The following is a 14352-nucleotide window of genomic DNA, read 5'->3' as shown; positions in this document are numbered from 1 at the left end:
CCTACCCTAATGAACGTGAAACATATGGACCGATAAGATTTGTAAATGATAGAGGCATTCTTTTCCAAACCTCTATCAGTGGCTTTATTCTAGGATTTAAAGGAGATTTATCAGGTATGCTGGTATCGCCTACCAGATGGTATTCATATGATAGCGGTGCAGGCTCGAACCCCCAATTTTTCTTAAACGAATAGGCGCCTGTGTCAACCTTGCTGCGACCAAAATCAAACACTTTATACCCTTCGGTACAGGCCCACTCCATGAGCTTCCAATACATAAAATCATTACCATGAACTGACCTTGCCGAATAACCTCCTCCACCATAATAGGGAAGGACTTGATCTTTAAACAGCAAAGTCAATACAGCACAGACCGGTTTCTCCTGATCATATACCGACATGATAAAGCTGTCTTGTGGAAAAAACCTTAACAGATTACGAAACAATTCTTTTGAAAATACTGGTGTCCCCAAATTTCTTACACTTTCTGAATACAACCTGTAAAAAGTATCCACATCTTTTGAAATTGAAAAGGACAACTCTTTTTTAATTCCTTTTCTTACAACAGCTCGCTGCTTTCTAGGGATTGCTTTCAGGTTTTCATCCGGCGTGTCCAGGATTGGCTTTTTGAATGTCACATAGATATCCCTGTCAGGGCGTTCATAACCGCTGGGGTTTTGGTTTCGAACTTCCAGATAATCTACTTTTAAACTATTAGCCAACTGACATGCGTAGTCATCAATTTTATCCGCTATCGCTTGATTATTCGCAACGATACCGCCATACACACCAAAAGGGACGGAACATAGATAGTCACCAAATAAGAGACTCTTACTTCTACCTAAGGGTAAAATACCAACAACATCCCCATCTTCCCTGGCCACAATATAGATATATTCATTGCCATAGGTTGCAACAACCGCCTCACCCCATTCATAGCGGTGAAATACCGTAGAATTTTCATTTTCTTGAACATAACTGTTCCATTCTTTTTTGGCCAGTGTTCCTCTGACCTCTTCAATAACGAGACTCATCCTGGCCTCCTGCTAGATGTTATATACCTGCTCAATACTCGACCACTGGTGATCTTCTACCAGCCGAGATAATCGCTTAAAAGTTCTATTAAGATTTAAATAATGACGAAATCTGGCCTTATAAGACAAGCCTGACGGCCTTGGTTGTGAGGCATCGATTTCCCAAGGGTGCATGTAGAACACCCCAGACCTCTCCTCCGATCTATTAAGGTGATTGAACCCTGCATAATGATAAACATAGGGTAGTAGTCGGAAGAAACCTCCACCACCTGCCGGAAAATTTTTACCAAATAACCGCAAGGTACTAATGGGTATCTCCTTCACACCAGATCCGCCATCAAAGACAAAGCGATCCGCCAAAGGTTCACCATAATGATCATGTCGAATTGGGTATATACTTGAGCTGTAACTGTAGCCCGACTTTGCGAGCATTTCATAAGATGTACTGTTCAGTGGTAACGAAAAAGACGGCGCTCTGTAACCCTTAACGGAACAGCCACAGAGGTCTTCTAAGATTGCCTTAGAATCATACAGGTCCTGGTATAGCTCTTTTGATGTTAAATCGGTTACGCGGTCATGGTACATCCCATGACTCGCCACTTCATGACCTTCGCAATGAATGCGTGAAATTAAATCAGGATGTTTTCTAGCTATCCAGCCCAAAACAAAAAAGGTTGCCTTGATACTATGGGCTTCGAATAGTCGCAATATCCTGTCCATTGATCTTTCGACCCTACTCTCATAGCCACCCCAGTCTTCACGATTAATAACTTCAGAGAATGCAGAAACCTGGAAATACTCCTCAACGTCTATGGTCATTGCATTACGCACAAATACTCTCCCTGCTAGCGTAAAACTCCAGCAAATCCTCCGCAATTCGCTTAGCGGTCCGTCCATCCCACAGAGGAGGCACATGCATATCGGGATTTGGAATGAGCGCTTCTTTAACACCAAAAATAATACCTTCGCTAGTAGGCGCAACTAATCGATTAGAACCGCACTCAATTGTAGAGGGACGCTCCGTATTATCTCGAATAGTCACACAGGGAACCCCTATAGCTGCCGTCTCCTCCTGTAAACCACCTGAATCTGTCAAAACGACTTTAGCTCCGCGAACGAGAGACAACATATCTATGTATCCGATGGGTTCTCGTAGAATGAGTCCCTCAATTGATGCCAAATCCAGACCGTATTCCTGACAACGCTCACGGGTACGCGGATGCAGAGGCAAGACAACCGGATACTGGCTGGCAATTTGTGCAATCCCATCGAAGATGTTTTTCAGGCGGGATGGTGAATCCACATTAGCGGGTCTATGAAGCGTTAGAACCGCATACTCTCGCCCATCAGCAAGCGCTGCCTCAACCTCATAAGGCGGCTTGGTTTTCTCGATATAACGATACAAGGAATCGATCATTATATTGCCAACAAATACAACCTTATCTTTTTCAACACCTTCATTGAGCAAATGATCAAGCCCAGATTGTTCTGTGACATACAGGCGATGTGCAATTCTGTCTACTAATATGCGATTTATTTCTTCTGGCATCGTTTGATCAAAACTACGAAGGCCTGCCTCCACATGCACTATTTTATGAGAATATCGTATTGCTGCTAATGCAGCAGCAATCGTAGAAGTCACATCACCATAGACAACAATGACGCTAGGGGGCAAAGAGGATAGTATGTTGTCTATTGCTGACAGCATTTTGGACAGCTGCTCATTAACGCTCGCCCCAGTTATGCCCAGCTCAATATCCGGTCTGGGCAGTGAAAATTGATCGAAGAAGATCTGATACATTTCCGGATCAAAATGCTGCCCCGTATGCAGAATCGTTTGAGACACCTCATCCCTACCAATCAACTCCTGATATAAGGGTCCCATTTTCACAAAGTTAGGCCGAGCACCTACAACATGAATCAGATTCATACTAATTGACCTTTTGTTTTGCGATATTATCTATGCTTAAAATCAGCTTCTTTAGCGTTCCCATTCGAGAGGCAAACGCAGCTTCAAGGGACTCTGTCGTAAACTTGATATTTTCAACGGCTTCTTCAATTTCAGAGAATTTTTTCAACAATTCGGTATTGACCTCACCACCACGCTTTTTCGAGGAAGTAGTTTGGGTTATCTCAGCACTCATCTCTTCAGAGACGGCCTTTACAACGGCATTACTGATTTCTGATAATTCTTCAAGATAGGCATAAAGCAACAAGCGATCACAAAACACGTTCACACGCCTGGGAACGCCTTCGGTGTATTCATAAATTGCATGGTAGGCAGTCTCATCAATATGAGGATTGTCAGTCCAACCTACAAACGAAAGCCTGTGGTTGATGTAATTTTTCGTTTCTTCACGATCTAAAGCAGCCAGATGACAAGAAGCAATGACCCTTTGCCTTAGCTGCTCTAAACCGTCGGACTGAAGCGTATCTCTAAACTCTTCCTGTCCCAACAAAAAGCTTTGTAATAATGGACGATTATTGACCTGAAAATTAGACAACATTCGTAACTCTTCCAGGGAAGATTTAGGAAGATTTTGAGCTTCATCAATGACCAGTAATACACGCCGTCCATGTGAGTCACAAGCTAACAAAAATGCCTCAAACTGTCTTAAGAGATCAGCTTTAGTCAAACCTTCAGTGGGCAAGCTGAAAGCAGAAGATACCATTCGCATTAAATCATCGGATTCCAGATTAGTCGTGACGATATTGGCAGCAACAATCTGCTCTTGATCCAGATCAGAAAAAAGCATTTTTATCAATGTTGTTTTACCCGTACCAACCCCGCCGGTAATAATAATAAAACCGTCACACTGACCTAACCCATAACGCAAATAGGACATAGCCCTGCTATGCCCTCTGCTGCTGAAATAAAATCTCGGATCAGGACTAAGCTGAAACGGTTTACTGGTAAATCCGTAATACTTCTCGTACATACATTGACCTTAAAAATACCGTAGAAATCCGATGCTTATTCGATTCTCTGTATATTCAGAATCATTCTCGTTGCTTGTTCGTTTACGATAGGCAAGACTAATATCGGCCGTTGTATCCTGATCTAGGCTTCTGCTATAGATATAGCGCGTGCTATAGGTTTTATTATCCAATTCATCAAGTAGCTCATCCTTTACATAGCTGAATCGCAACGAAGACCTCATACGCTCATTGTGGTTGAGCCGATAGTTACCACTAAGTCCCAAAGTCGTCTCACTTCCTAACACTGTTTGATAGTCACGCTTTTGCCTGTAGCCATTAAGGGATACTTCACTCTTTCTGAAACTATAGATATAACCTAACTCCCAGGTCTTCCCGACAAAAATATCATCATTAACACTTGCAACAGGCGAGTTGTTACCAAACAACCCTTCGTCTGGACCGATCTGAAGATCTATCGGGATCGAAGGATCCACTCTTCGGCAATCAGATGCTGGACCATTGGTTGGGCAAATAAAGCCATCTCCGGTAGCCGCCAACTGATCTCGCGTATCTGTTTGTTCTTCTCTATATCTTAAAGTGAAAACATTACGCTTATGGCGCTGAAATACTGAAAGGCCATAAGAGTCTCCGTAATAACGATCACCATAATCAGCGCTTATCTGTGTAACATCGCTAGGATTCCAACCAATACCTACGTTCCAGAAAGAGCCATCGGGATTGTCTCTCAGATTGTCCTGGTCATTATCTTGTTTCTGATAACCATAACTACCATTCACCTGAAATCGTCTGGTTAAACTATATCCAGCATTAGTAGTGTAAGTGGTTATTTTTTGATCACTCCTACTGTCATAGACTGTACGCTGCTCATTGACTCCAAGCGCCCACGTAAAATCTCTGGGTCGGTTATTACTCGACAAAACTACTCCATAGGCATGCTGAGAACTGTCCGACGCATCATCTTTATCAACACTGGAATCGTACAGTACCTCTCCAAACTGATAGCGAGCTCTCAGTGCTGCATTGTCACCAATATCTGTTTCAAATACCGGCTCCAATTCATAACTGACAAAGGTGGTTATATTGTCTGTCCCACTGATATTATCGGAGCTCCCCCCCCTACCCGTATCAATAAGAGTTTGATTAACCCTAACACTTCCATTTAAGAAAAAATTATTACGAATTAATTCAGCACGCATTCCACTACTTAATTGATGGAATGTATCGTTACGATCGGAATCACTAAAGTGCTGAGTTCTTTGTAAACTATATTGCCCGGAAACATTGACCCTTCCCTCTCGTTTTGAGAAAGAAAATCCCGGTCTAACATCCAAAACAAGATCATCATCCGTATCATTATTGGATAACTCGACGTTGTCTGTATATGTCAAACCTGCCGATAAACTCGGAACAAATGACCAGACAGAAGCCCAAGAAAGCGAGCTGTAAGAGAGCGCCAAAACAATTAAAAGTGGCGAAAATATTCCCTTAACGACTAGCACTCTTTTAGTAGTATCCATAGTAACTACCTTCCCTGGCAGAACTGCATTTATTCATTAACAGGCTCACATCCTGATGCTCCGAAACCAGATTCAGAGCATCTTTAAGGCGTCGCTGAGTTGTTCTACCCTCTTCGACCACAACAATTACTTGCCCGGCCAATGATGCCAAAATTGAAGCCTCCGTTGTGTGACATAGAGGTGGAGTATCGAGCATAACCAACCTGTCCGGATAACGGTTAGTCAACTCCTCCATAAGATCTTTCATGCTCTGACTAGCAAGAAGCTCATTAGTCAGATGATGCTTATTGCCAGCCAAAACCAACGACAGGTTATCTATATTTGTTTTATGCAGAATACTTTCGAAAGCAATATCATCACTGTTCAAATAGTCAACGATACCCTCAGACCTGGGAATATTCAGTGAAGAATTAAGTGAAGGCTGAACAACATCAGCATCTACTAACAAAATCTTCCTATCCTGCTCCATTGCTATACTTAATGCGAGATTAATTGCTGTAAAGGTTTTTCCCTCTTGTGGACTTGCACTGGTAATCATAACTAAATTCCCAAAACCGGAATTAGTTGACTGACTCCCATTAAATGCCTTACCTAATATCGACCTCTTAATATGACGAAATTGCTCTTTAACAAGCGATCTTTCTTCGTCGGGAACTATAAAGTTTTTGGACCTTAACAATTCAAAGTCTATTACAATCGGCGCCCCAAGATTTACACTAGGCTTTGTAGCGCTGCTACGCTCAGAAGAGTCTATCTTCTTACCTGGGGATATAGACGAATCTTTTATATGTATCTTTTCAGTCCCCACCTTTGCCGTTAAATTGGCACTGGAGCTTGGTTTTCTTTCAGCACTTACCGTTTCTTTTCTAGATCTTGTAACAGCACTTTCAACAATATCGGAATTTGAAATCGCTTTCTGAGGTGAATCCACATCGGACTTCACTCCATCGACGCTTTTTTTACTTAATGCTTTCTCAATGGTGTCCATAAACCCAGTTCCAGAATAACGATTCTACTGATAAACGGTGATAACGACATTTACGATCACCAATGCGATTGCCAGCATGACAAATAATGATTGAAAGCTTCTATTGCGGTTTATCTCACTTTTTTTTCTAACCCTCGTTACATTTCCAATAACGGGATAACCGCTAATCTCTGAAGCATATTTTGCAGACATCACACGAGGATTAATAACAATTAACAGAAGGGCCAAGCCCGACGAGAGACCGAGCGAAGCCGGCAAAACGAAGGAAAACAACATAGTTCTATTAGGCCATGATGGTCGATCGGACACTGAGGGTGGTTCGATCACCTTAAACTGAATATCATCTGTATTTTGCGAGGCTTTTCTTGATATTTCTATTGATTCCCGCCGCGTAAGGAGTTCGTTATAGCGTTTCTTTGTAATACCATAATCTCGATTCAAGTCGCCCAACTGAACTTCAATATCAGGTATTGTATCGACCAGCACCTTTAGCTCTTTCTCTTCATCTTCATAAGCTTTCAAACGAATATCCATTGAAGCAATTTTCGTATTCAAATCTGACAATGTAAGCTTTAGGTGATTATAAAGATTAACCCCCCCACCGGATGAAGCAGTTATCTGATTAGAAGCAGGCTGATACTTCATAGCTGCTTTCCTTTCTTTTTCTTGAGATTTTCTCAGTTCGGCAAGCTGTTCGGACATATTCTTTACGTCCGGATGCTGATCCGTATATTTTAACAAAAGCTCATCAAGCTGTGCTTCCAAGCGCGAGACTCTATCATCATAGCGGGTAGTTATTGTTGCTGGTGTGTAAGTTGAGGTCGGCACTGGTAGTGCACTCTCCTCTAATCCAGCCAACTGATCCTCGACAGAATTTCGTTCACTTTCCAGCTCCTCCATCGTTAACCTTGCTTCAGCAAGTCGCCTGGATGCTGCTTGAAAGCGCTGATAATAATCGACTCCATCCGATGGCATCATACCGAGATGAGCTTTTTTAAAGTCCTTCAGCGCCACCTCTCCCTCTTTAAGGCGTGCTTCGTACTCTTTTATCTGTTGGTCTATAAATCGTTTGGCACTAATCTTGTCTTCCCTGTTCTCACCAACAGAACTTTCCATAAAAAGCGTCAAAACAGAATCCACTACTTTCTTGGCAACACCTTTATCTGCACTTAGATACTTGATAGAAAAAATATTATGACGCTTTTCACGTGTTAGCTTTATCTCCCTTTGCAAGCTATTAACCAAATCTTTTCGCTTCAGTTCCTCCCTTACGGCAAGATCCAAATCAGTCATTTGCATCAAACGCTCGATATTTGGCTTGCTTAGCAGGGTTTTTACTAATAAGGCCACCTGTTGAGTCGTATTCGTTTCAACGGTCAAACCGCTAAGTAACGGACGAAGGATACTTTGTGTATCAATATACACTTTGGCACTGGCTTCAAATTTGTCTGGAACCTTCGACACCCCATACCAGCCTAACAGGCAGAGGACGGCAGAAAGAATCAATACAAACCACTGTCGCTGTCTTAACTCACGAACATAGTTAAACAGCAGGTCAATAGTTTCCTGCATAATACGACCCTGTCAGCACACTTAAAAAAAGGTTTCGGGGATAATAAGGATGTCACCGGGCAACATATCAACATTGGCAGATATATCCCCATCCTTAATCAAATCGTCCAAGCGAACACCGTACTGGTTTTGCTGGCCGTCGATTATTCTTACGATGCTGGCTTTATTCCCGTCGGCAAAATCGGTCATACCACCAACCGCGATCATGACGTCAAGTAAGGTCATATCCTCGACGTAAGGCAGGAACTCAGGCTCATCAGCTTCACCCACTATTCGAACCTGCTCACTAAAGGGACCTAAATGATCCTCTGTAATCACAGTGACCAAGGGGTCTCGAATGTAAGACGAGAGCTCCTTTTCGAGTAAACGGGCAATTTCGGTAGGGGTTTTACCACTAACAGGGACATCTTCCACTAGCGGCGTGGTGATGTAACCATCAGGCCTGACAGTTACGGTTGTTGTTACTTCCGGATTACGCCAGACAAAAATATTCAAACTATCGCCGGGCCCGACCAAATAACGGTAGTCAGCTGTATTTTTTGTTGCTGACTCGATAAAAGTTGCCGACTCCAAAGGTGGGTACGGATTGGACGTGCAAGCGGTAACTGACATAAAAAGCATCAAGCCAATTATTTGGCTAATTTTTCTTATCATCTGATCTACTCCGTTAGATACTGGATGCTAAGCAAAAATTATATACCCAATTTCTCAGTCGGCAATTTTTAAGTCTATTTTTTTTTAAAAGTCTTCTTTTCAAACCCCAACAAACGATAATGGTAAGTATTGGAAATTAAAAATATTGTTTTTATTTCATTTTGAAATTAAGCAAACTGCCTGATTGGCGCCCCACCGAATGCATGGGAAAAGTTGCTATAGCCTACTGCTGGAGATAATTCGTCGTAAAAACCCAGTATGCTGTCAATATCCAGAGAATAAGGAAACCGTGTCCCCCTATGCTCAGCCGCCGGTCCAACAGGCCGAAGATTCCAGGAACTTGGCATCATTCTGATTACCGAAGGCGAAGTTAAGCAAAACAGTTCAGAATAATCGTGATCTCTACAATACCGTGCAACTGAGGAGAGCAGAGTGAGTACAGCAGCCCCCGTTGAACGACCCTCTTCCCTGGCGGACACACCTTTGACTTTTGGCTTACATAACCGAGACAGTTCGACAGCTTTATGTCGCCGACCCGATAACAAATCGTCATCAATTTGACTAAAACTTTCTAGAGGTAATAGAGAGCCTGGATTTGGCTTAACCAATCGTAGCGCAGCACACCATTCACCAGACTCTCTATCTCTTACGATAAAGTGAACAGAGCGATCATCCCACTCATCACGCTCCAGATCGATAAAACCATCACTGGCTTCTTCATAGGATTTTTGTTCGCAATAAACCTGATAGCGAACATGATAATTAATTGTTCTGGCAAATTCGGTATCCGCAACAAAAACCTCATATAAGCATTCTCTCATTTCTCCCCCCCAACCTTTCCTAAAAATACTAAACACCTCCAGCGCACCCGAATCCCTGTGCTATTCTCCAAATGATTCCTTATAAAATAAACACTACCACTCTTTGATTGATATCTTCGTGATCTGGAACACAGCTGGTTAGACCATTCACTAATAAGGATTTAGGTATTTTATTACGGAGTACTGATATGGAAAATCCAACTGTTTGTGAAGAATTCAATAGTTTTTTCCGAATTGCGCTAGCCCTTACCCCTGAACTTCAGTCAGAAGTTTACAAAATTCGATACGACGTTTTCGCCCGAGAATTTGGCTGGGAAGAGAAATCACCCCAGGAAATGGAATCCGATGAATTCGATCGTTACTCGGTCCACACATTGATTTATCACAAAAAAACCGCCACTCCAGCGGGTTGTGTTCGCCTGGTCATACCTGATCCTTTAGACACAGTTCAAATGGCCCCCTTTGAAAAATTTTGCGCTCAGTACATTTCCAAGGATCAGTTTGATCTAGCCAGACTTGATCTTTTCTCCTATGGGGAAGCCTCAAGACTTGCTGTCCCGTCGAGTTTTAGACGGAGAAAAGATGAAGATAAATCTGTCATTCCATTTCCCAGAGCAGATAAAGTTCCAGACAACGAAGATAAAAGGCATTTTCCGCATATTGCCATGGGCCTTTACTTTGCTGCTATGGCTATTGTAGATCTGGCCAATATTGATTATGTGTTCGCGATGATGGAACCTCGCCTCGCCAGGCACTTGAAACGGTTTGGAGTAATGTTTCAGAAAGGTAGTGATGTCATGGATTACCATGGATATCGGGCCTTGTACTTCATTCCTAAGGATTACTTAACTTGCCACCTCACCCCCTCTATGGCAGAGCTTTATCAATCGATAAAGGAAACCGTCATAAAAGAACTATCAGAACCTATATCACGAAGCCCTATTTCTTCCCTGACAAAAATCAGCTAAAGGTATCTCTACAGAATGGAAGATTTTCAATACGACGTCGCTTTTTCACGCAATATTGGTTGGACTACCCAAGACGAGCAACAAGCGCTAAGAAAAGCCAGAATTGCAATTGCGGGCATGGGAGGTGTTGGTGGCAGCCACCTTTTGACATTGACCCGACTAGGCATCGGAAACTTTAACATCGCTGACTTCGATGAATACGGAATCGAGAATACCAATCGCCAGGTCGGCGCCAAAACCTCAACCTATGGTCAGAAAAAAGCAGCCACCATGGCTGCTATGGCACTTGATATTAATCCAGAATTGAACATTCAGTCTTTTGATGACGGATTAAATCGCGACAACATTGAAAGGTTTTTCTCCAAGATAGATATCTATATTGATGGACTAGATTTTTTTGCATTCGATGCGAGAGAACTTGCCTTCAATTATTGCCATAAACATGATATTCCGGCCATTACTGCTGCACCTTTGGGAACAGGTGCTGCGACTTTAATTTTCATGCCCGGGGGAACAAGCTTTGAAGAGTATTTTGGATTTAAAAATCAACCGGAACTTGAGAAAACACTGCGCTTCTTTGTAGGCTTGGCTCCATCACTAGCCCACACATCCTACTTAGTAGACCCTTCGAGCGTTGACTTTAAGGCCAGAAAAGGGCCTTCCACTGTTATGGGATGTGAGATCTGTGCCAGTGTAACGGCAACACAGGCATTAAAAATATTAACAGGCAGAGGTCGAATATTGGCAGCACCACATGGCATTCAATACGACCCATTTCTTAATCAGATAAAACATACCTGGCGTCCCGGCGGTTACCGAAATCCCATAACACGTTTTGTTATGAACAAAGTAAAACAGGCGTTTCTGAGTAACGCTTAACTTTTTGAATAAACCTCTTCCAGAGGCAGCCTGCGGGAGCGAACAACGTCCCTTTTTGGAAATCCCACACGAAATACCATATGAAGACTCTCGGAACCGACTACATCCTTTACAGCTTCCTCCAGAACATCAACTTCGCTCTTTAGGTCGCTCGATACCATGCCCTTTCTTTTTCTCATTAATTGATCAGTCACCACATAATATGGGTGTACTGCGCAACCAGCCTGATTAAGCATAACCCAAATACGCTGACTCAGCTGACCTGCCTGCACCGCATCATTAACTAATGTCCCACCAGAAATGACTACAAGCCCTGCCGACTGTTTTAACATCATGCCTTCAAAGGCTGCTAACAAACGGTGAAAACCCAACTTATTCAAACTAGGTAACCAACGACTCGAAGTGCTAAGTGACAAAATCCCCTTCCCTCCTGGCGGCAAACACAGTGTTTCGATATCCAGACCATCCCCCTGTGCCACTTCGTCGCTACCATCACGCAGTGAATCGGCAAGAAATTTGACCAAATCCGGGGATCGAAACCGCAAAGATGCAGCCTTCACTATTAGCTGGATCAAGCCAGTCGACATACCGGTTCGGTAATAACTTACTGAAACAGCGCCTTCAGATTCATCCAGCAGCTGCTCTGGAAGTGAATCGCTTAACGCGTCTTTTCGGTAGGGTCCTCGGTTGGTATGCCTCATTTTTACGGGCGTAAAGGTCTCATCCCCAACGTCTACTCCTTCAATCTCGGGGAATGTACAAAGAAAACCACTTTGTAAAGGTTCAACCAGGCAAGGAGTGTCAAGATTTTTTGCAACAAGCAACAGGGATTCAACAGCACATCCCATGCTAAAGGCAACTGCATGTGAATCACAATCGAAGTAGCTTTCTCTTGAACAACGCTTTTCAGAACAACCGATACTAATAGCATTCTCAGATATTCCAAATTGCAGGGGTTGCGAGTTATCAGCCGATGGATAATAACTGGCAGCTTCAACAATCGCTCTTAATGTATGGGAAATAGCCAAAGAATTCTCCTGATAATATGCCGGACAGAGCAACACAAGCTAAAGTGTCAATGGAGTTTACAAATACATCACCATAGTGAGTAGTAGAGAGCTTAGAAAGTATAGCAAACCACTAAAAAAGCCCATAAAACAATGATTTATGTTTTATTTAAATAAACTGGCAAAGTCATTGCATTGTTAACGAGCATCATGCTCAACACCCTTGATGCAGTGATTAAGAAACAGGTTAGGGAGAACGAGCGTGCTGAGGATTAGATCTTTTAGCGAGGGAATGAAAATGTTTAGTACAAAACGCTTATTAACAGCTGCCTGCTTGACCGCTCCACTACTCATGCCTGCAAGTGCCAATGCCATTGTCGTCACGGATTGGAACTTCACCCTGAACAGTGCTTTTACCGCTTTCAGCCCAAACCCTGGGGTAACCGGTTCAAACCCCAATGCGGCTTTAGGGGGTTCAACCACCATAGCCTGGGGTACCCCATCGAACGACGCTAACGCACAGAGCTCACTATCGATTGACAACAACGGTACCTTCAATGGATCTATCCAGACAGGTATAGGTGTTGCTGGTGAAATTGTTGACACATCTGTCTACACCCATAATAACTTCGTTATTACGGGTGATTCGCTTGAGAGTGCTACTCTACTGGACGTATTGACATTGGATCCAGAACTTCCAGTGCCACCCGCAACCCCTGGTCCAGGTGATGCCTTCAATGCCCCACCACTGACCTTTGCCATCGAGTTTATTGAGACCCCTAACTTTTGGGATCCTGCCATACCACCAGAAGGAAATAACCTTTGCCCCGATGGTGTACCCCATAACGAGTCTGGCTGTGGCGATGTCTTTGTTTTGAATGTAGAAGGTGCCGGATTTGATCCAGATACCCTTAGCTTTGTGCAGCTTTTCCCCTTTGCCGGAGAACTGTATAGCGCATCTGTCTTTCTCCAAAATACTGGAACTGGCGACGGCCTAATAGCTGGTTCTGATGAGGCATGTCTTGCTGCCGGTGCTGAAGTCGGTTGTGTAGCTATGGTAACCGCTGAAGGTGTTGTGAATGAGTTTCAAGCGGCCCTCCAAATCAACCATGTTCGCACCATTCCAGAACCTGGTGTTCTCGCCCTGATGGCTTTAGGACTGCTGGCTATGGGTGGATTGCAACGCAAGCGCAACGCCTAGTAAACCTACTAAGAAGCATCTAATCCTCGGTAACAGGGACTGTTACCGTAAAGGGAACCCTATTGGGTTCCCTTTTTTCGTGATGCAACAACAACATCCTGTTAAACTTTTGATCTACCAGAAATGCCACACGTTGCTTTACGTATCTACCAGATGACTAAGGAATATTGATGCTGAGCCCTGCAATTGAACAAAAATTGAACGACCACCTCAATCTCGAGTTCGCCTCTGCCCACTTGTATCTGTCGATGAGTGCCTATTTTGAAAGCCAGAACCTGTCGGGTCTTGCTCGCTGGATGTTTGTCCAATACCAAGAAGAAATTGGCCATACGATGAAATTTTTTAAATTCATCAACGACAGGGATGGCCGGGTTGAGCTTTCGGATGTTCCAAAACCCGAGCACCAATGGGAAGGACCTTTGGACGTGTTCAAAAGCACCCTAAGTCACGAGCGTATGATCAGTAATGCTATCAACGGTCTGGTACGTTCGGCTTTAGAAGCAAACGATTATGCAACACACAGCTTTTTGCAATGGTTTGTTAATGAACAGGTGGAAGAAGAAGCAACTGCCGCGGGAATTTTAGGAAAGCTTGAACTCCTTGGCGACTCTCGACAAGGACTCTACTTACTAGACCAGGAATTAGGACAGCGAAGTGTTACGGCAGAAGAAACCTAGGGCACCTCTGATTAATTCAGATAGAGCTATGCGATCCTAAAAATGGCTTTTATCAAGGCGAAGCCTGCCGTTCATGTCGAGACCTGGACAAGGGC

At 43.4% G+C, this 14352-nt stretch carries 14 protein-coding genes; 4 read left to right on the top strand and 10 right to left on the bottom strand.

Annotation, left to right across the window (positions count from 1 at the left end; genetic code table 11):
- Position 1: 1 nt before the first annotated feature.
- From MIB40_RS03365 to MIB40_RS03325, 9 genes are all read right to left on the bottom strand, one after another.
- Positions 2 to 1033: a FemAB family XrtA/PEP-CTERM system-associated protein gene (locus MIB40_RS03365; RefSeq protein WP_249690823.1), complete on the bottom strand. Its 1032-nt coding sequence runs from the start codon at positions 1031 to 1033 to the stop codon at positions 2 to 4.
- A gap of 12 nt (positions 1034 to 1045) precedes the next feature.
- Entirely contained in the window at positions 1046 to 1864 is an 819-nt protein-coding gene (locus MIB40_RS03360) for an XrtA system polysaccharide deacetylase (protein WP_249690821.1), read from the bottom strand.
- A complete protein-coding gene (wecB, locus tag MIB40_RS03355) occupies positions 1857 to 2963 on the bottom strand; it encodes a non-hydrolyzing UDP-N-acetylglucosamine 2-epimerase (protein WP_249690819.1) in 1107 nt (368 codons plus the stop codon). Before wecB ends, MIB40_RS03360 begins: the two co-directional genes overlap by 8 nt.
- A gap of 1 nt (position 2964) precedes the next feature.
- Positions 2965 to 3972, bottom strand: a complete 1008-nt coding sequence (locus MIB40_RS03350; RefSeq protein ID WP_249690818.1) for an XrtA/PEP-CTERM system-associated ATPase — start codon at positions 3970 to 3972, stop codon at positions 2965 to 2967.
- A 9-nt stretch (positions 3973 to 3981) separates the two neighbouring features.
- Positions 3982 to 5490, bottom strand: coding sequence for a TIGR03016 family PEP-CTERM system-associated outer membrane protein (locus MIB40_RS03345; RefSeq protein ID WP_249690816.1), 1509 nt, complete (start codon positions 5488 to 5490; stop codon positions 3982 to 3984).
- Entirely contained in the window at positions 5477 to 6478 is a 1002-nt protein-coding gene (locus tag MIB40_RS03340) for an XrtA-associated tyrosine autokinase (RefSeq protein ID WP_249690814.1), read from the bottom strand. The genes MIB40_RS03345 and MIB40_RS03340 overlap by 14 nt, the downstream gene beginning before the upstream one ends.
- Before the next feature lie 24 nt (positions 6479 to 6502).
- Complete coding sequence (locus tag MIB40_RS03335; protein WP_249690812.1) at positions 6503 to 8050, bottom strand: XrtA system polysaccharide chain length determinant; 1548 nt, start codon at positions 8048 to 8050, stop codon at positions 6503 to 6505.
- Positions 8051 to 8071: 21 nt separating this feature from the next.
- Positions 8072 to 8704 carry an XrtA/PEP-CTERM system exopolysaccharide export protein gene (locus tag MIB40_RS03330; RefSeq protein WP_249690810.1) on the bottom strand — a complete coding sequence of 211 codons (633 nt, stop codon included), beginning with the start codon at positions 8702 to 8704 and terminating at the stop codon, positions 8072 to 8074.
- Positions 8705 to 8871: 167 nt separating this feature from the next.
- Positions 8872 to 9561: a GNAT family N-acyltransferase gene (locus tag MIB40_RS03325; protein ID WP_249690808.1), complete on the bottom strand. Its 690-nt coding sequence runs from the start codon at positions 9559 to 9561 to the stop codon at positions 8872 to 8874.
- A 152-nt stretch (positions 9562 to 9713) separates the two neighbouring features.
- On the opposite strand from MIB40_RS03325, the gene MIB40_RS03320 reads away from it, so the two are divergent.
- Positions 9714 to 10493 carry a PEP-CTERM/exosortase system-associated acyltransferase gene (locus MIB40_RS03320; RefSeq protein ID WP_249690807.1) on the top strand — a complete coding sequence of 260 codons (780 nt, stop codon included), beginning with the start codon at positions 9714 to 9716 and terminating at the stop codon, positions 10491 to 10493.
- A 15-nt stretch (positions 10494 to 10508) separates the two neighbouring features.
- Complete coding sequence (locus MIB40_RS03315; RefSeq protein ID WP_249690804.1) at positions 10509 to 11372, top strand: ThiF family adenylyltransferase; 864 nt, start codon at positions 10509 to 10511, stop codon at positions 11370 to 11372.
- Here MIB40_RS03315 and MIB40_RS03310 read toward each other — a convergent pair.
- Positions 11369 to 12400, bottom strand: a complete 1032-nt coding sequence (locus tag MIB40_RS03310; protein ID WP_249690803.1) for a hypothetical protein — start codon at positions 12398 to 12400, stop codon at positions 11369 to 11371. The two genes, MIB40_RS03315 and MIB40_RS03310, sit on opposite strands and share 4 nt — an antisense overlap.
- A 277-nt stretch (positions 12401 to 12677) precedes the next feature.
- On the opposite strand from MIB40_RS03310, the gene MIB40_RS03305 reads away from it, so the two are divergent.
- Both MIB40_RS03305 and MIB40_RS03300 read left to right on the top strand, forming a co-directional pair.
- Positions 12678 to 13580, top strand: coding sequence for a THxN family PEP-CTERM protein (locus MIB40_RS03305; protein WP_249690802.1), 903 nt, complete (start codon positions 12678 to 12680; stop codon positions 13578 to 13580).
- Between the two features lie 170 nt (positions 13581 to 13750).
- Positions 13751 to 14257, top strand: a complete 507-nt coding sequence (locus MIB40_RS03300) for a ferritin (protein ID WP_249690801.1) — start codon at positions 13751 to 13753, stop codon at positions 14255 to 14257.
- The last annotated feature ends 95 nt before the right edge of the window (positions 14258 to 14352 follow it).

The sequence above is a fragment of the Aestuariirhabdus haliotis genome, assembly GCF_023509475.1.
GTDB lineage: Bacteria > Pseudomonadota > Gammaproteobacteria > Pseudomonadales > Aestuariirhabdaceae > Aestuariirhabdus > Aestuariirhabdus haliotis.
The sequence above is the reverse complement of the archived record's forward strand: the minus strand, read 5'-3'. Positions and strand labels throughout refer to the sequence as shown.

Excerpts from the sequence above, each read along its gene's own strand:
- MIB40_RS03350 (WP_249690818.1), bottom strand. The coding sequence starts at position 3,972 with ATGTACGAGAAGTATTACGGATTTACCAGTAAACCGTTTCAGCTTAGT.
- MIB40_RS03315 (WP_249690804.1), top strand. The coding sequence starts at position 10,509 with ATGGAAGATTTTCAATACGACGTCGCTTTTTCACGCAATATTGGTTGG.
- MIB40_RS03335 (WP_249690812.1), bottom strand. The coding sequence starts at position 8,050 with ATGCAGGAAACTATTGACCTGCTGTTTAACTATGTTCGTGAGTTAAGA.
- wecB (WP_249690819.1), bottom strand. The coding sequence starts at position 2,963 with ATGAATCTGATTCATGTTGTAGGTGCTCGGCCTAACTTTGTGAAAATG.
- MIB40_RS03365 (WP_249690823.1), bottom strand. The coding sequence starts at position 1,033 with ATGAGTCTCGTTATTGAAGAGGTCAGAGGAACACTGGCCAAAAAAGAA.
- MIB40_RS03340 (WP_249690814.1), bottom strand. The coding sequence starts at position 6,478 with ATGGACACCATTGAGAAAGCATTAAGTAAAAAAAGCGTCGATGGAGTG.
- MIB40_RS03305 (WP_249690802.1), top strand. The coding sequence starts at position 12,678 with ATGTTTAGTACAAAACGCTTATTAACAGCTGCCTGCTTGACCGCTCCA.
- MIB40_RS03330 (WP_249690810.1), bottom strand. The coding sequence starts at position 8,704 with ATGATAAGAAAAATTAGCCAAATAATTGGCTTGATGCTTTTTATGTCA.
- MIB40_RS03345 (WP_249690816.1), bottom strand. The coding sequence starts at position 5,490 with ATGGATACTACTAAAAGAGTGCTAGTCGTTAAGGGAATATTTTCGCCA.
- MIB40_RS03320 (WP_249690807.1), top strand. The coding sequence starts at position 9,714 with ATGGAAAATCCAACTGTTTGTGAAGAATTCAATAGTTTTTTCCGAATT.
- MIB40_RS03300 (WP_249690801.1), top strand. The coding sequence starts at position 13,751 with ATGCTGAGCCCTGCAATTGAACAAAAATTGAACGACCACCTCAATCTC.